Raw genomic sequence first — 18,626 nt, 5'->3', positions numbered from 1 at the left:
ATAAACATAAATTATTTAATACCAATTATGAATCTTAAATTAAGAAATGTGCTTTTGACCTTTTTGCTTTTTACGGTTTTGGCATACGCCCAGGACAAACGCACTCCGTATCAATATCCGAAGGAGCAAATGAAAATGGAAACCCTTGGAGAATGGCAAGACTTGAAATTTGGGCTTTTCCTGCATTGGGGGACCTATAGTCAGTGGGGTATTGTTGAATCGTGGTCCCTATGCCCAGAAGATAGAAGTTTTACATCAGTACGTCCAGTAGGAAAAAGCTATTATGACTACGTCAAGGAATACGAAAAACTTCAGACCACATTTAACCCAGTAAATTTTAATCCGGAAAAATGGGCGGAAGCAGCTAAATATGCGGGGATGAAATATATGGTATTCACAACCAAACATCATGATGGTTTCAATATGTATGACACTCAAGAATCTGACTATAAGATCACTAGTCCTAAGACCCCTTTCAGTTCAAACCCAAGAGCTGATGTAACAAAGGAAATATTTGATGCTTTTCGTTCTAAGGATTTTATGGCCGGTGCATATTATTCTATTTCTGATTGGCATCATAACGATTTTTGGTGGGATTATTTTCCCCCATTTGACCGCCACATTAACTATTCTCCAGAAAAATACCCAGAAAAATGGCAGGGATTTAATGACTTTATTTACAATCAACTGGATGAATTGACTAGTAACTATGGAAAATTGGGTATGTTGTGGTTCGATCTGTGCGATGTATCAAAAGATAAAAAGGTAGATTGGGCCCGTTTTGAAAAAGTGATCCATACGAATCAGCCCCAAGCACTGATGGTGGCTCGCCATACCTATACTAAATACGAAAACTATAGAACTCCTGAACAACAGGTGCCGGATCAAGCGTTGGACTATCCATGGGAAACCTGTATGACTATGGGTAAATCATGGTCGTATAAACCAGGGGATGAATACAAATCGGTTTATGAATTGGTTCAATTATTGGTTAAAATCGTTTCGAGAGGGGGAAACTTTTTGTTGAATGTTGGACCTGGGCCCAATGGTGATTTTGATTCAACGGCATATGAACGGTTAAAGGGGATTGGTGACTGGATGCAAATAAATAGCGAAGCTATATATGGAACAAAACCAATATCACCCTATCATGAAACCAAACTGGTATTTACTCAAAAAGCTGATGCTGTTTATGCCTTTTATCTTCCTAAAGAAGATGAAACTAAAATGCCAGCCAAGATATCTATTTCGTCGATGCAACCCGAAAAAGGAAGTCAGGTGTTTTTGTTAGGACATGACAAACCCTTAAATTGGGAGCTTAATGGAGCAGGTTTTATAGTTGAAATTCCTGCAGGATTGCAGAGAAGACCTAAAAGTGAACATGTATGGGTATTAAAATTCCAACCTTAATAGTTTAGGATACTCCTAATAGTGTGTTACTAAATAATACTATAGGTACGAGTGAAAAAGGGAATGGGAGTATTCGGATTGTTAATGCTGTACTCCCTTAATTGCTGTGATGGATTTTCGTGCATATTCTCTATTTAACATTAATTTTCATGCTTTTGGAATTATCTTTTCTGAAAAGTTCATTTAAACCCGAAAACACAATATTTTAAGGTATATAAATTAATCCTAGAACAATAAAAATTTGTTGAATGTTCCTAATGAATTTAAAATATGATTTTTTATTTAAAATATTTTAGAGCAACAACCATAAGTGTAATTTCAATAGTAATGTAATAGTTTTGAGTTAGTTTAGTTTAGTTTGGTAAAGCATGGGAAACCGTGCTTTACTTTTAAATTAAGTTTTCAAATTCATCTTACAAGACCACGACCATCTATGTTTTAATTATTCTTAGAGTTAAGAGACTGACTTTTTGTGACTATTGAACAATAGAAAATTATGGGCACTGAATGTAAAATGGAGCTCTAATTTATTTGGCATAAATAAGATTATGGTTTTTTTTACTATTTAGTTGTAGCATGATTCAGATTTATACCCTTTTGGCTAGTTAGATCTTTGATTTAAATACCAAAATGGAATTACATTCGAAGTTTCGACCCTATCAAGATTGGTAATAACTGATGCTTTATCGGTACCCCTCCAATGATGGTACGTAATAGAGTTTAGTTTTGTATAAAGAGTTAAGTGTTTAAAACAAACTGTTTATCCGAATTCTATTAACCTATTGTCATAACTTAACGATTGGACATTATCGTAATTTTGATAGTAGGGACAGAAAAATGTTATAGGTCTTAAAATCATTTTAAATTAATATCTATGCCCAAAATATTTTCTTTGATTCACTGTGACAAATAGGTTATTCTTAATGGGGAGGGCTTATATTCGTAATTTTTTAAAAAAAAGCATAAAAAGTAAAGGGGTTTGTAATTATTAAACGTATTGGTAATATAGATGTTGAACAAGGAATGACCGAAATAGAAAAAATAATCATTAAGTACTTGAACCGAGAGGCAGATAGTTCCGAGCTGGAAATGCTGGAAGAATGGATCAAAAATGAGAATGGGACACGTATCTTCAATAATTTTGTTAAAATACATTATCTAAGCACACTTTCCATGACAAAATACGATGTTGATAAAGCAAAAAAGGAAATAAGGAATAAGCTTAAGGTTGTTCGATGGAAAAATAAGACGAATCTATTTAAGCGAATGGCCGTTGCTGCTTCGCTAGTGCTGATACTCGGTACTACCTTTTACCAGTTTTACAATATTGATAAGGTTGGTACACCTGAATTTGAAAAACAACCCATTGTGATTGAGGCCGGTACCGACAAGGCTATTCTTACCCTGGAAAACGGGGATGAGGTGGCTTTGGAAAAAGGGAAAAAGTTTGAAACTGGAAAAGTTAGAAGTAATGGCGAAGAATTGGTATATGCCGATAAGGAGCAAAGTGATGCGGTTGAAAAGGAGCAGTCTTATAATTACTTGACCATTCCAAGGGGAGGCCAGTTTTATGTTCAACTATCTGATGGTACAGAAGTTTGGTTAAATTCTGAAACCAAATTAAAATATCCAGTGACCTTCATAGAAGGTCTTACCCGCAATGTGGAACTACTCTACGGAGAGGCTTATTTTAAAGTATCGCCAAGTACAGCTCACAAGGGAGCAGCATTTCATGTGCTTACAAAATCTCAAGAAATAGATGTGTTGGGTACTGAATTTAATATCAAGGCCTATAGTGATGACCAGATAATTGCCACTACCTTGGTTGAAGGAAAAATTAGAATTAAAAAAGGAGAAGTAAATGAAATCCTAAAGCCTAATCAACAAGCGAAAATTACTCATGAAAGTGATAAAATAGTTGTACAGGAAATAGACGTGTCCCAGGAAATCTCATGGGTAAACGGTTTGTTTTCGTTCAATGAGAAACCTTTGGAGGAAATAATGACTGTCCTCTCTAGATGGTATGATACCGAAGTGATATTTGCCAATGCCAAACAAAAGCAATTTGTTTTTACGGGAATATTGGAAAGAACAGAGGCGGTAGATGACATTCTTAAGCTTATAGAAGCCACAAGCGAGGGTCAACTGCAATTTGAAATCAATGATAATACAATTATTATTAAATAAAAAAAGGAAAAGGCCAGCACCTTCCACAGCAATAGCCTTTCTCCAAGTAATTCAATTAAAACGATGTTTAACTAAACCAGTACAAATTTATGAAAATAAAATTAACCAAACGACCACCTTGCCAATCGGGCAAAGTTCTTTTACACCTTTTTATGAAATCCATTATTTTCATGTTCTGTTCGATTTCATTTGCACTAAGTCCCCTAAATGGAAAGGCCCAAGATGCTGAGATCATTATTGACACGGATATGTCCTTGACAATAAGGCAAGCATTTCGGCTGATCAATAAACAAACTGATTACAAGTTTATCTATAGGCATGACCTTATAAAAAAGGCCCCAAATATCGATTTAAAAAAGGGGGTCATTAAGGCTGGGGAGCTTTTGGAAAAATGCTTGTCACCCATAAGCTTTACGTATAACTTTACGGATGGAGGAACCATAGTCGTTAAAAAAAAGCAGGTAGATTCCACTATTAGTGAGTTGACGATAGTAGTAGATCAAAATATGCAATACCGGGTAAGTGGTACCGTGACGGATATGGGAGGTGTTCCTTTGCCTGGGGCCAGTATTGTAGAAAAGGGCACAACCAATGGGGTTACGGCCGATTTTGATGGCAATTTTTATATTTCCACGGCTAACGAGAACGCCATTTTAGAGATTTCCTATGTTGGTTTTGCGAAAAGGGAGGTACCCGTTAACGGGCGGACCAATATTACAGTTAAATTAAAGGAAAGTGTATCTGACCTTGATGAGGTGGTGGTTATTGGTTATGGAACAGTAAAAAAGAGTGATTTAACTGGGAGTGTAGGAAGTGTGAAAATTGGTGAATTGGAAAAAACCCCGGTTGCGTCATTTGACGAAGCCTTAGCGGGTCGCATATCTGGAGTTTCTGTCGTTTCAGGAGATGGCCAGCCTGGAAGTCTTCCTGAAATAGTGATAAGAGGAGGAAACTCTCTTACACAAAACAATTCTCCTTTGTATGTTGTTGATGGTTTTGCGCTTGAAGATAATGACAACAATTCTATCAATACGTCAGACATAGAATCAATAGACATATTAAAAGATGCTTCTGCAACGGCAATTTATGGGGCACGTGGTGCTAATGGTGTAATAATGATTACTACTAAAAGTGGTAAAGAAGGTATGCCGACTATAAGCTTTGACAGGTATTTCGGATTGCAGAATGATTTGAAGAGGATAGAAACAATGGATCCTTATGACTTCGCTGTTTTACAGATGGAGATTGATCCAGTGAACTCACCTTATGTTTACTTGGAAAAACCAGGTAGAACATTGGAGGATTATAAAACGTACGAAAAGATTGATTGGTATGATAAGGTGCTGCGAACCGGTACTATGCAGAGTAATAATTTGTCAATTTCAGGAGGAAACGAGAAAACAAAGTATTATATGTCCGGTTCTTATTTAGAACAAGAGGGAATATTTATAAACACTGGGTTTGAACGATATCAGGGTAGAATTTCCCTTGATCAAGAACTTACTAGAAAATTGAAAGCAAAGGTCAATGTGAACTATAGTAAGAGCAAAAATTATGGAGTCGTTGCTACTGACAATGGGGGGTCAACCAGTGCCAGTTTAATGTACAGTATCTGGAGTTATCGTCCGGTTACCACAGGGGTTGATGTGAATCTAGAAGAGGAATTGGTGGATCCTGAAGTTAATCCAGCAACGGATTACCGGGTAAACCCCGTTATCGAAGCTGAAAATGTATTACGTGAGAATATCTCTCGAAGTTTATTGGGTAATGCTTCACTGGAATGGGCTATTATAAAAGGATTGAAATTTCGGATTACAGGTGGAGCTAGTGATAATTTACGTGAAATCAATTCATTTTATAATTCAAAGACACGATACGGTGGCCCCTATCATCCACAATCTCGCGGACCAAACGGTTCACAAAGGTTTTATCGTAGTACGACCTTTTCAAATGAAAATCTCCTAACCTATAGGAATACCTTTAATAAGGTTCATTCATTGACTGTTATGGCAGGGTATTCACAACAAAAGAATAATAGTTCTTTATTTGGTGGTGAATCGGTTCAGATTACCGACGAAGAATTGGGTTTGAGCGGTCTGGATGTAGGTACGCCTACCTATTTATGGGCTTCTTCCTCCAATTGGGCATTACAATCTTATTTTGCTCGCTTAAATTATGATTATAAATCCAAGTACATTTTTACCGCTACGATTCGGGCGGATGGCTCATCTAAATTTTCACCAAAAAACAGATGGGGGTATTTTCCCTCGGCTGCATTGGCATATCGCCTGAGTCAAGAGAGTTTCATGAAACCTATCGAATTTGTTTCTAATGCTAAAGTCAGAATTGGATATGGGGTGACTGGTAATAATAGAGTTAGCGATTTCGCCTATTTATCGGGAATAGGAACAACAAACTATTCAGGGTATTCTTTTGGGGATGAAAATCCAGGCCGTGGTACCTATGTGTCCGGATTGGATAATGCCGCTCTTAAATGGGAATCCACTTCTCAATTGAATTTTGGACTTGATCTTGGTTTTTTTGAGAACAGGATTTCGTTCACAGGTGATTACTACTATAAGGAAACAAAGGATCTATTACTAAATGCCCAATTGCCTTATGCAACAGGTTTTTCAACGGCCTATAAAAACATAGGTTCTGTGTCCAACGAAGGAGTTGAATTAGCCTTAAACACGGTAAACATAGACAATGATAATTTTACGTGGAAGTCAGATTTTAATATTTCATTTAATCGTAGCAAAGTATTGGCATTGACCGATAATCAGTCCTCATTGACTTCTACTACACGTGCGGTTTATAACAGTAATCCAAGTTATATAGCCAAAATCGGTGGGCCGGTTGCCATGTTCTATGGGGTTTTGTATGAAGGAGTATATCAATATGAGGACTTCGACCAGTTAACTAACGGGAATTATGTTTTAAAGGAGGAAATTCCTGCCAACGGAAGTACACGAAGTAATATATTGCCAGGATATGCAAAGTACAAGGATATTGATGGGGATGGAAATATTAGTTTGAATGACTATACCGTTATGGGTAATCCAAATCCAGATTTCGTAGGTGGCTTAAACAATTCCTTCAACTATAAAAACCTTGACTTGAGTATCTTTTTCCAATTCTCTTACGGTAATGAGGTAATGAATGCCAATCGGTCGGTTTTTGAAGGTACCTTCTTAACAGGTAGAAACCAATATCAGAGTTATACGGATCGTTGGACCGAAGAAAATCAAACATCAAATATTCCTAGGGCAAAAGGAGAACCTCAACTCTTTTCAAGTAGAATAATTGAAGATGGATCTTTTCTTAGGTTGAAGACTGTTTCATTAGGGTATACAATCCCATCACAATTTTTGAAAGAATTGGGAATTCGAAGTTTTAGGACGTACGTTTCTGCGCAAAATTTAATTACATGGACCAACTATTCTGGTGTTGATCCCGAGGTATCTACTCGGAATTCAGCCTTGACTCCTGGCTTTGATTACTCTCCTTATCCAAGACAAAGGACCCTGATCACTGGAATTAACATAAAATTTTAAGTTAAATCAAACTAAGTTTAATATTATGAAAAAATATATATACTCCATTTATATACTTCTTGTGGGGTTCATGACCTCATGTGTCAAACTAGATACGGAGCCCACGGACATGGCATCCTCACTTACCTATTTTAGCAATGACACAGAAATTGAATATGCACTTAATGGTGTGTATGATAAAATTGGTTCCAATTATATATTTGGTGGAGGTGATTGCCTCTCAACTATATTTGACGCTACCGATCAGTTTTGGGGAAGTACAAGCCCTTCAATTGCAGTATATGATTATACAGCATCCGATGTTCGTGTAAGTATCATATGGAGGGATTTGTATACAGGAATTGAAAGGGCCAATATTTTGCTAAAAAATATTAATGATGCCGAAATGGATGAAGATCAAAAAATGGTAACTATTGGTGAAGCAAAATTCCTTAGGGCGTTTTATTACTTTATGTTGGTCCAAAATTATGGTGCCGTGCCGTTGAAAACTGAGCCTACGGAGTCGGCTAATGACGTGAGTTTTGCACGAACCAATGCCTCTGAAGTTTATGATTTCATCTATGCCGAAATGGTAGAAGCGGAATCTTTAGTGAACCCGATTACCGATTATTCCTATGCAGAGCGTGTTACAAAATCGGCAGTTCAGGGAATTTTGGCAAGGGTAAGTTTATATAGGGCCGGATTCCTGAATAGAAAAGATAAATCAGAAGATCAAATAAGGGAATACTATACCAATGCACTGTTTTGGGCAGAGAAAGTAATTAATTCAGGGTTGCATGACCTCAACCCTGATTATGCCCAAGTGTTTATCAATCTAATACAGGATAAGTATGATACAAAAGAAAGTATCTTCGAAATCGGTCATTTTACCGACGGTGCAGCAGGAGTCTTTGGGTCATCAGAAATTGGGGATTTGGGGAATCATAATGGTATTCCCCAACAACTTACGCAATATGGATATTCTGGGGCACGATATAGATTACACCCTAAATTGTTCAAGACATTTGAGTACAATGAGGAATATCAGGATACGCGCAGGGATTGGTGCATAGCCGATTACCTGTTTGTCCGTAATTCCAATCCACCTGAAAAGGAATATTGGATCGATGAACAAGGCGAGGCTTATGAAGACCCGAACAAATTAGTATATAGGCGAATCGGTAAATTTAGAAGGGAATATGAACTGGAAGAGGATAAAATCAAAAATTATAACTCAACCAACAACCCGGTATTACGTTTTTCAGATGTATTATTAATGGCCGCCGAAGCCGAAAATGAGTTGAATGGCCCAACGCCCAAAGCGCATCAATATCTTAATCGAGTGCGGAACAGGGCTCAAATTTCTGAAATAGAAAATATTACATCGAAGGATGAGTTTCTAGAAATTATTCAAGATGAGCGGTATACCGAATTGTGTTTTGAAGGTTTTCGTAGAATGGATCTAATTCGATGGGGCATTTTGGTGGAGGAAATGAGTGAAATGGTTGATTTTAATAGGGCCAACGGATTGACTCATATTACTTTCAATCGGGCAGGGGTAAATATTTCGGAAAGGGATTATTACCTACCTATTCCAGTACGGGAAATTTCGCTTGATCCATTATTGACACAAAACCCAGGCTGGTAATTTTAATTTAAAGATTAAATAGAAATGAAAAATATATATTCGATTATAGTACTGGCAAGTGTTTTTTTTACCGCCTGCCAAGATGATAGTGTAGACATTCCTACTCTAAATGTTTCTGTGGATAAAACGGAGTATTTGGAAGGTGAGCTTGCCCAATTTCAATTGACGGGTAATGCGGACTTTGTTACTTTTTTTTCAGGGGAAGTGGGAAACCGATATGAATACTTCGAGCGTACTTCCGAAAAAGGAACCTCAATCTTGAGTTTCAAATCGGCGTTGGCAAATGGGACCCAAGAGTCCTCCCTTCAATTATTGGTGTCCCAAGATCTCTCCATTGAGGGCATAAGGGATAGTGCAGCTGTGGCCCAGGGAATTACAACAGCCACTTGGTCAGATATTACCGATCGGGCAGCGTGGGCCAATAGTGGAGAAAGTAAAGCATCGGGAGACATTGATTTGACCGATTTTTCCGATAAACCCGTTTATTTGGCTTTTAAGTATAGGGGGTATCCGGGATCCGTTCAAAACAAATGGACCATTTCATCATTAGCCGTAAGAAACAATCTACCGGATAGTACCTCGTATATCATTGCGAATCATGGTACATCAACGATTAATAATTATGGGATTTCCTCCACGACAAGTCCAGGATGGATTAGCCGAAATATTGTCAATTCCTATAATTGGGCCGTGAGTTCCACTAATTTTGTGATTACGGGCTCCACTGATGAAGGAACGGCATCTGACGCAGAGGCTTGGTGTATATCCGGACCCATTGATTTGACCCATGTTACCTCAGATGTAGGAATATTGGTTAAGAATATGGCGGCATCAATGCCCGATTACGAATATCAGTTCAATACCGCGGGAGAATATAAGGTAACGTTTGTCGGGAAGGCGAGCAATGTTTATGGAGAGGAAGCTGTGGTCAAAGAAATAAACATAGTAGTCCAACCCTCGGATGAATAGTATTTTCATAAGAATCGGTACATATGTGTACCGATTCTTTTCTTTCTTATAATTTACCTAGACACACAATTTTTTGTCTAGGGGATTTTGATTTATAAACAATAAGAACTTCTAGACAAAACCTATAAAGCCCGTATACTATGAGGCCTAAGACTATTATGGCATATCGCCATGCTATCATGAAAAATCTTACTTTATTTCTTGTCCTTTTTTCGACTACACTTTTTGCCCAAGATCAAACATCTTATAAAGAACGTAAAAGTCAGGTTATTGGTTCACTAAAAGATGTTACACTTGTCGAAAGGGGAAAACATGGTCTTCCCAAAGCCATTGCACGTCTCGAATCCAATCCGCAGGACGAAGGGGCATTGACCTATATAACCAATGATCTTGACAATAGGCATCAAAGCATGTTCGACTTTCCTGGGATGGCCTTGGCGCTTTGTCGATACTGGGACAGCTTTAATGAAAAACAGTTAAAAAAGATTAAAAGAGATCTGGAAAAGTTGGCTAAATCAGACAAACAGGGAGGGGAAGGCTTCTTAGGTCACGGTACTGAGAACCATGCCACAATGATGTGGTCCAGTGCCTACCTTTTTGGGCAGTTGTTTCCCGATGCCCGTTGGGCCAATGGTATGAGTAGTGAGGAACTGATGGCCGATATGAAGGAGCGTTTGCGAAAGACCTTTAAAAACGTTTATGATCATGGTTATACAGAATACTTGTCAACTACTTATGAAGTGGTAATGAACTTCCCGGTGGAAATCTTATTGGAGTATGCAGAGGATCCTGAAGTCAAGGCCATAGCCGAAGCCTTTATGCTCTACAAATGGTCTTTATTGTCCTTGAACAATTTCGATGGGACCATCATGGCCCCCTATGCACGTATGAATACACAGCAGGACCATCTTTCCGATGAGAGTTATATTTCGGCCACTTCCTATTACAATTGGTTGATGTGGGGCTGGGGTCCTGCAACAGCGAATGTGAAGATGAACCAGTTTGAAGATTTTCAGGAAGCGAGCTATACCATTTTCACGGCCTTGTCAGGCGTAGAGCCGCCAAGCGTCTTTTTTCGCATAGCCGGTAATGATTCCGGTCCATTTGAATTGAAAACCTCGGCCGCTTCTTTTGGACACCATGGTTCAGGGGTTCCACATCAGATGATGCGCAAGGTATTCCGCAACAAGACTTATGCCATCGGTACCGGGAATTTTCGCTGGGTGCCTGGTGGGGATTATGCCGACCACGATGCCAATGGGTTCAATATTGTGTATCAGAGCCCTGACCGCTTCAATTATATCAATTGCTTTCACCCCTACTGGTATAGCGACGGTGACGAAAAGGACCGCACCGCGGATACCTGGTACAAAGGGACCAACTCCCCCTTTCAACAGACCGCCCATTCCAAGAATACAGTAATCACCTTATTCAACGTTCCTGAAAAGGATCCGTGGGTCAATACGCCTAGTGCGTCCAAATGGGCCTGGCGCGATGGACATGCCGACAATCTGATAAAAAGGGGAATGTTTCGCTATCCAAAATCAATAGACGAAAAAGTGGAGGAAAACGGCTGGATCTTTCTTCGGGAAGGAGATACCTATATCGGGATAAGACCCTTAAAAAGTTATTATGAACAGACCGATTTGGACGGGAAGGGGTTGGACGGTTTTAATATCGTTAAGAGTGATCACGCCCAGACTGGTTTTGTCTTTGAGCTTGGCAGTAAAAAGGAATCAGACAGCTTCAAGCGTTTCCGACGTACCATAAAGAAGAACCGACTTTCCATCAATTGGGAAACCATGAGCGTTACCTATGTTGACTCTCAAAAGGAGAAACTGCAAATTCAATATCAGGAAGGTCTGCCCATTGCTCACGAAAATGAAATGCCCGAGCACTTGACGAGAAAAGGTATTATTGGGCTGGCCGAATCAATCCCTTTGGTAAAGATAAAAAACAAGAAGGACATAGGGTATCGGAAGTGGCCCATGATTGAAAGTCCCTCTATAAATATGGGAGACAGTACTCTTAAAATAATTGATGGTGACACAAAGATTACGGTCAATTGGCAGGGTAGCATCCCAGTTATCAATAAAAATTAATCGCATTTCTAATAAAAAGTAAAATGAAAAATATTGTACTTATTCTGATTGCCTTTGGATTTACCTTTTTTGTAAGGGCAGAAGTAGCTCTTCCCAATATATTCAATGATAATATGGTGCTTCAAAGGGATAAACCGGTAGAAATTTGGGGTAAGGCAGATGCTGCAGAAAAAATTGAGGTTGCTTTTAATGGGCAGCTACTTAAAACTGAGGCTGATTCAAGTGGGAAATGGGAGGTAACCTTAAAACCCATGGCTTATGGCGGCCCATATTCGCTAATCGTTAAAGGTGAGAATACAATTGTTCTCCAAAATATTTTGATTGGGGACGTATGGATATGCAGTGGGCAGTCCAACATGGAATTTCCTGTTAAATACGTTAAAGATGCTAAAACCGAGATGGCAAAGGCAAATTATCCTGAAATACGATCATTTACGGTAAAGCGGAATATGGCCTATTATCCATTGGAAGGCTTGGAGGGCGATTGGACGGAATGCAATCCCGAGACCGTGGGGCAGTATTCAGCAGTGGGATATTTCTTTGCGCGAAAGGTCCATGAGGAGACAGGAATCCCCATTGCGCTTATCAATACCTCATGGGGAGGTACTCAAATTGAAACTTGGACCGATACGAAAGCTTATAAAAAATTACCCGCAGAATATTGGGAACACTATCAAGATGGTGTTTTTGGTAAGGATTCAGTTAGGTTTATCGCCTCTCAGGAAAAAGCACAAAAATCATTTTACGAAGCGAAGCGAATTATGGAGGACAGCAAGGATGAGCAATATTTTCTCCCACGCAAAACTTCCGAATTTAAAACGTGTAAAATGCCACTACGATGGGACCGGTCTGAGCTAAAGAACATTGATGGGGTCGTGTGGTTTTATACCTCGATCGATCTGCCTGGTACGGCCGTTCCAAACATTGGCATCCTCAACTTAGGGCCTATAGACCAAAAGGACATGGTTTGGATCAATGGAAAAAGCGTAGGGGGGTCGGAGACCTACATGGAGGAACGCAGCTATAAAATTCCTAAAGGTATTCTGCAGGAAGGCAACAACACCATAGCAGTAAGGCTCGACGACAATGGTGGAAACGGAGGCTTTGCGGGCAAGGCAGAAGACCTATTCCTGCAACTTGATAATAAAAAGTATTCCTTGGCGGGCGATTGGACTTATAGAAAAGGGATTACAAGTGATATGTTCAACTATGAGCCCAATGCCCGGAATTTATATCCCGGACTCCTTTATAATGCCATGATAAATCCATTACTGCGATTTAAGATAAAAGGGATACTCTGGTACCAAGGAGAACACAATGTTGGCAGATCACGGCAGTATCGCACACTGTTCTCCAATATGATTAAGGACTGGCGCAAAAAATGGGGAGAAGACCTTCCTTTCTATTGGGTTCAGCTCCCCAACTATATGAAAACCGATGAAAAGCCTAAAAGAAGTGCATGGGCAGAACTCCGGGAGGCTCAAACCGCAGCGTTGGCACTCCCGAAAACTGGGGAAGCCGTAATTATCGATGTGGGAGAAGCGGATGATATCCATCCAAAGAACAAACAGGATGTAGGTTTACGCTTGGCATTGATTGCCTTGAACAAAGATTATGGGAGGAAACATCTAGTTTACTCCGGACCAACTTTAAAATCGGTAAAATTTAGGGGTAGCAAAGTAATAGTTTCATTTGATCATTCAAAGATTGGCTTAAAGACGATTGATAGTTCATCACTAGTAAAAGGTTTTGCCATTGCGGGTGCAGATAAGAAGTTTGTCTGGGCAAGGGCTAAAATTGTAAAAAATAAGGTGATCGTTGAAAGTGATCAGGTTGTACGGCCTTTATTTATTAGATATGCTTGGGGAAATAATCCTGAAACCAATTTGTATAACAATGAAAATTTACCAGCCAGCCCTTTTAGAACAGATAACTTAAACCAATAAATACAGGACTTAAAAATGAAACTTAAATTTAGTTTTTGGATACTTTTAATTCAGGTTCTGGTTGGTAATTCACAAGCAAAAGGGTTAGGTGAACCTTTAAATAATTTTGTTCTCGTTACACTCGGGGGAGATGACCATCCATTTGAAATAAATAATTGGGTGAGGTGATACTGGCCGAATCTAAATAAATAATATTAAATGAATACGAAACGATTTTTCGTGCTGATAGTGACAATTCTACTGGGTGTAAATCTTTCAGGGAAGGACCTCTATGTTTCTGTAGATGGAAACGATGCTGCACCAGGTACTAAGGACCAGCCCTTGGCAAGTTTATATGGCGCTCGAGACCTTATAAGACAGTTAAGGGAAAGCAACAACCTGAAGGAAGAAATTCGAGTTATTATTTCTGGGGGAACTTACTTTATGAATGAGCCTTTGGAATTGACGGGGATTGATTCGGGGAGTGATGATTTCCCCGTTGTCTTTATAGCTGCCAATAGTGAAGAACCGGTTTTTGTGGGAGGCATACAAATCGAAAATTGGGAGAAGGTAACAGATGAACTATGGAAGGCCAAGGTGCCAGAAGTAAGCCGCTATGGATTGTACTTTGAACAGTTGTATGTGAACGGGAACCGTGCGGTTCGGGCAAAATCTCCCAATGAAGGATTTTATTATTTGAAGGAAGTTGAAGAAACGGTCATAGATCAAGGTAAGGACCGTATTCCTGCCATGGCCGTACAAAATCTAAAGCTTTCTCCGCCGGCAGCCTCAGATTTTTCTACATTCTCCAAAAATGATTACCACGATGCCCTGGTCACTTTTTATCATAAATGGGACAATACGCGCAAACGGGTAACTTCCTTTAGTGCCGACAGTTCAGCCGTTTGTATCGTGGGCACAGGAATGAAACCTTGGAATAAATTGGACAGTACCACACGGTTTACGATTGAAAACTATGAAGCTGCGTTGGATACCCACGGGGAATGGTATCTACAGCGAAATGGGGATTTGTTTTATATGCCCAGGCCTGGGGAAAATATGGCTGATGTTAAAGTATACGCACCTTTAATCGAACAATTTTTGGTAATAAAAGGATCTGAGGAAAAAGTAGTACGGAATCTTCGGTTTGAAAACCTACGTTTTGAGGTGGCCGGGTATCGCACGCCGTTATGGGGAAACGAAGCCGCTCAAGCGGCCGCCCCTATAGAAGCGGTAGTTATGTTGGATTATGCACAAGAAATCAATTTTAGCAATTGCAGGATCAGCCATACGGGAACCAATGCTTTTTGGTTTAGGAAGGCCTGTGCCAATAGTTCCGTTACTCACTGTTACCTAAACGATCTGGGGGCTGGGGGCATAAAAATAGGAGATCGTCAAATTCCTGACAATCCAGACGATTTAACCCGGAATATCACGATCGACAATAATATCATCCGATCCGGAGGGTATGTTTTTCCATGTGCCGTGGGTGTCACTATTTTTCATGCCAGCGATTCTAAAATCTCTCATAACGAGATCGCCGATTTCCGGTATTCTGGAATTTCCGTCGGATGGGTTTATGGTTATTCCGAAAGTCCTAGCAAACGAAATACCATTGAATACAATCATATTCATCATTTGGGATGGGGCGATTTGAGCGATATGGGAGGTGTATATTGTCTGGGGAAATCCGAGGGAACATCTGTTAGCAATAATGTTATACATCACGTATATTCATATGATTATGGCGGTTGGGGTTTATACACTGATGAAGGGTCAACCGGTATCATGATGGAGAGCAACCTGGTTTATGCGTGTAAAAACTCGGCGTTCCATCAGCACTTCGGCAAAGAAAACACCATCAAGAATAATATTTTCGCAGCTAATTTAAGAGCCCAGTTGGAGGCTACCCGTGTTGAGGAACACCTTTCATTTAGTTTTATCAACAATATTGTATGGTTTAATAGCGGAACCTTGTTGAGTAGCCGGTGGGGCAAATTCAATATACACACCGATAAAAATTGCTATTGGGATACTAGAACCAAATACATACGCTTTGGTAAACTAGGGTTTAAAGAATGGCAGGCAAGCGGGAAAGATCGCAACTCGATCATTGCCGATCCTGATTTTGTCGACCCACAAAACTTTGATTTCAGAATTCGGAACAAAGTCGTTATGCGAAAGATTGGTTTTAAGCCTTTCGATTATACAAAAGCTGGTGTATATGGATCCTATGAGTGGAAGGAATTGGCAAGATTTGACCCAGAATTGGCCGATCATTTTGATGAGACGGTGAAAATAATAGAACAGCGTACCAATGTTCAACAATGAAAATTTACCAGCCAGCCTTTTTAGAACAGATAACTTAAACCAATAAATACAGTACTTAAATATGAAGCTCAAATTTAGTTTATGGTTACTTTTAATTCAGGTATTGATCGGTTATTCACAAACAAATGGGTTAGGTCAACCTTCTGACCTTTTTGGGCAATATCTTACCATGGAGCCTCCTGAGATTATAAAGGATTTGGGAGAAGAAAATGAAAATGGAGTAAAACTTAGAAAAGTGATTTTTCATTCGTACTTCTATAATGACAAAGGGAAGAAAAAAAACGCCGAGATTTTCGCTGCTATTGCCCGTCCAGCGAAAGATGGTAAATACCCTGGTCTACTTGCTTTGCACGGTGGCGCTGGGTATGCAGAAATTGATAGGGCCAAAAAATGGGCGGCTTTAGGTTATATTGTTGTTGTTTTGGATGAACCAGGGGTTGCCGATCCTGATAAAATACCAATGTCCCATGGCCCATGGGAAAATTATAAATACGGTGAAAATCGATTTGTAGTTAAGCCAGATCTAAAATCCAGCACCCTGTTTTCTGCTGTTCTCGCTTCGGTTCAGGGGCTGTATTTATTGAATTCCCAATCAGATGTTATTAAAGATAAAATCGGGATAACCGGTGTTTCTTGGGGAGGTTATCTGACTACTTTTATTTCCGGATTGGCAAATTCGACTGTTACTGCTTCTTTTTCAGTTTTCGGAAGTGGTTTTTACGATGAGGGATCTACTTTCTTAAAATATCTTGATTCGATGAGTTCTGAAGATCGTTCATTATGGCTGCAGTACTTGGATGCCGGTAGGGTAACCAAGAATATTAAAACTCCATTTTTTATTGCGGCAGCAGCGAATGATAATTGGTTCTATCCCCCAGCAGTGTCCCAAACCCTTAACTCAATCAAAGGGAATACAAATCATTTATTTGCCCCTAATAATTCACATAAAATAGAACTTCCAGGAGGTACGCAGGGCAAAATACCTGAAGAGCCCGGTTGGTTAGCAATGGAGAGGGTATATTTTGAATATTACTTGAAAGGCATTGGGAAACCACTCCCGAAGATTACAAAGATTAAGACTACGAAATTAAAAAAAGGCAAGATTAAAGTTCGGTTTAAAGTAAATAGCATATTACCAGTTGAAAAGCCAACTGTTAGCGTTAGTCAAGATGGTAATGCTTGGCCTAAAAAGATTTGGGATTCGGTCGATGCCGAAAATTTGAACAATGGTTGGTTTGAAGTAATAATACCCAGAGAGGAGGCGGGGGGTGCATTTTTTTGCTTTGCCTCAATTTCAGATTCCAGACCTGTTACGGTATCCAGTAAAATTCTAAGAATTAATTGATTTATATATTATAAAAATCTTCAATATGAATAAAAAAACATTAACCATTTTATTTTCTCTTTTGATTACACTTTCAGTATCGAGTCAGCGTAGTTATAATTTAAAACGATTTCCGGAAGGAAAAACACCACAGGAAATTGGCTTACGTATTGCGGAAAAGTTTTTGAAAACTTCCCATTCCCAGTATGGAAATACGAATCCACCAAAACCGCCAACACAAATTACCTATCCAGATGTATGTACATGGCTAGGCGGTATGTGGTTTGCGGAAGCAACCAAAAATGATATTCTTTTTAATCGTTTTGAGAATCGTTTTCAGCCATTGTTTAGTGATGATATGAAGCTACTTCCAAAGCCCAACCATGTTGATAATAATGTTTTCGGGGCAGTCCCTCTGGAATTGTATCTCAAAACAGGGCAGAAAAAATACCTTGATATGGGGTTGAAATATGCTGACAGCCAATGGATTTCACCTGAGAATGCTAAGGTCGAACAAAAACAATGGGCAGATAAAGGATATTCATGGCAAACCCGTATTTGGATTGATGATATGTTCATGATTACCGCAATACAGGCACAGGCCTATAGGGCCACCAAGAATCGTGAATACGTGGACCGAGCGGCAAAGGAAATGGTCTTGTATCTCGATGAGATACAGTTGGGTAACGGACTTTTTTATCATTCACCCGAAGCACATTACAGTTGGGGCAGAGGAAATGGATGGATGGCAGTAGGTATGGCCGAAATTCTTCGAATACTACCAAAGGATAATTCCGATCGGACACGAATCATGGCGGGCTACCAAAAAATGATGTCGGCCTTACTCAAATATCAGGAGAATGATGGTATGTGGCGGCAGATTATAGATGATGAAGAAGCTTGGAAAGAGACTTCGGCAACAGCCATGTTTACGTATGCCATGATTACCGGTGTAAAAGAAGGCTGGCTGAATAAAAAAACCTACGGCTCCGCGGCACGAAAGGGCTGGTTGGCCTTAATAGAATACATTAATACTAATGACGAATTGACTGAAGTCTGTGCCGGGACCAACATTATGAACAGCCGAGACCATTATATGAACCGTCCGCGTATTGTGGGTGACCTGCACGGTCAAGCCCCTTTACTCTGGTGTGCTACAGCGCTTTTAAGGTGAGTTTAATTGAAAATTAATTA

10 protein-coding genes are annotated in these 18,626 nt (G+C 39.5%); all 10 read left to right on the top strand.

Annotation, left to right across the window (positions count from 1 at the left end; all coding sequences use genetic code 11):
* The first annotated feature begins 27 nt into the window (after positions 1 to 27).
* Positions 28 to 1,410, top strand: a complete 1,383-nt coding sequence (locus GJ691_RS14625) for an alpha-L-fucosidase (protein WP_154368176.1) — start codon at positions 28 to 30, stop codon at positions 1,408 to 1,410.
* Between the two features lie 1,023 nt (positions 1,411 to 2,433).
* Positions 2,434 to 3,597, top strand: a complete 1,164-nt coding sequence (locus tag GJ691_RS14620) for a FecR family protein (RefSeq protein WP_154368174.1) — start codon at positions 2,434 to 2,436, stop codon at positions 3,595 to 3,597.
* A gap of 89 nt (positions 3,598 to 3,686) precedes the next feature.
* Entirely contained in the window at positions 3,687 to 7,154 is a 3,468-nt protein-coding gene (locus GJ691_RS14615) for a SusC/RagA family TonB-linked outer membrane protein (RefSeq protein ID WP_218944461.1), read from the top strand.
* A gap of 25 nt (positions 7,155 to 7,179) precedes the next feature.
* Complete coding sequence (locus GJ691_RS14610; RefSeq protein ID WP_154368172.1) at positions 7,180 to 8,781, top strand: RagB/SusD family nutrient uptake outer membrane protein; 1,602 nt, start codon at positions 7,180 to 7,182, stop codon at positions 8,779 to 8,781.
* A gap of 24 nt (positions 8,782 to 8,805) precedes the next feature.
* Entirely contained in the window at positions 8,806 to 9,750 is a 945-nt protein-coding gene (locus tag GJ691_RS14605; protein ID WP_154368170.1) for a DUF5017 domain-containing protein, read from the top strand.
* A gap of 140 nt (positions 9,751 to 9,890) precedes the next feature.
* The gene (locus tag GJ691_RS14600) at positions 9,891 to 11,852 is read left to right on the top strand and encodes a hypothetical protein (RefSeq protein ID WP_154368168.1); all 1,962 of its coding nucleotides are present in this window, start codon (positions 9,891 to 9,893) and stop codon (positions 11,850 to 11,852) included.
* Positions 11,853 to 11,875: 23 nt separating this feature from the next.
* Positions 11,876 to 13,798, top strand: coding sequence for a sialate O-acetylesterase (locus GJ691_RS14595; RefSeq protein WP_154368166.1), 1,923 nt, complete (start codon positions 11,876 to 11,878; stop codon positions 13,796 to 13,798).
* A 198-nt stretch (positions 13,799 to 13,996) separates the two neighbouring features.
* The gene (locus tag GJ691_RS14590; RefSeq protein ID WP_154368164.1) at positions 13,997 to 16,108 is read left to right on the top strand and encodes a right-handed parallel beta-helix repeat-containing protein; all 2,112 of its coding nucleotides are present in this window, start codon (positions 13,997 to 13,999) and stop codon (positions 16,106 to 16,108) included.
* 61 nt (positions 16,109 to 16,169) lie between these two features.
* Positions 16,170 to 17,453, top strand: coding sequence for an alpha/beta hydrolase family protein (locus GJ691_RS14585; RefSeq protein WP_154368162.1), 1,284 nt, complete (start codon positions 16,170 to 16,172; stop codon positions 17,451 to 17,453).
* Positions 17,454 to 17,478: 25 nt separating this feature from the next.
* Positions 17,479 to 18,606, top strand: coding sequence for a glycoside hydrolase family 88/105 protein (locus GJ691_RS14580; protein ID WP_154368160.1), 1,128 nt, complete (start codon positions 17,479 to 17,481; stop codon positions 18,604 to 18,606).
* Positions 18,607 to 18,626 lie beyond the last annotated feature (20 nt).

The sequence above is a fragment of the Maribacter luteus genome, from assembly GCF_009674825.1.
In the GTDB taxonomy this organism is placed as follows: domain Bacteria; phylum Bacteroidota; class Bacteroidia; order Flavobacteriales; family Flavobacteriaceae; genus Maribacter_A; species Maribacter_A luteus.
The sequence above is the reverse complement of the archived record's forward strand: the minus strand, read 5'-3'. Positions and strand labels throughout refer to the sequence as shown.

Coding starts and splice junctions, on each gene's coding strand:
- GJ691_RS14625 (WP_154368176.1), top strand. CDS start 28: ATGAATCTTAAATTAAGAAATGTGCTTTTGACCTTTTTGCTTTTTACG.
- GJ691_RS14615 (WP_218944461.1), top strand. CDS start 3,687: ATGAAAATAAAATTAACCAAACGACCACCTTGCCAATCGGGCAAAGTT.
- GJ691_RS14605 (WP_154368170.1), top strand. CDS start 8,806: ATGAAAAATATATATTCGATTATAGTACTGGCAAGTGTTTTTTTTACC.
- GJ691_RS14600 (WP_154368168.1), top strand. CDS start 9,891: ATGAGGCCTAAGACTATTATGGCATATCGCCATGCTATCATGAAAAAT.
- GJ691_RS14580 (WP_154368160.1), top strand. CDS start 17,479: ATGAATAAAAAAACATTAACCATTTTATTTTCTCTTTTGATTACACTT.
- GJ691_RS14610 (WP_154368172.1), top strand. CDS start 7,180: ATGAAAAAATATATATACTCCATTTATATACTTCTTGTGGGGTTCATG.
- GJ691_RS14595 (WP_154368166.1), top strand. CDS start 11,876: ATGAAAAATATTGTACTTATTCTGATTGCCTTTGGATTTACCTTTTTT.
- GJ691_RS14585 (WP_154368162.1), top strand. CDS start 16,170: ATGAAGCTCAAATTTAGTTTATGGTTACTTTTAATTCAGGTATTGATC.
- GJ691_RS14620 (WP_154368174.1), top strand. CDS start 2,434: ATGACCGAAATAGAAAAAATAATCATTAAGTACTTGAACCGAGAGGCA.
- GJ691_RS14590 (WP_154368164.1), top strand. CDS start 13,997: ATGAATACGAAACGATTTTTCGTGCTGATAGTGACAATTCTACTGGGT.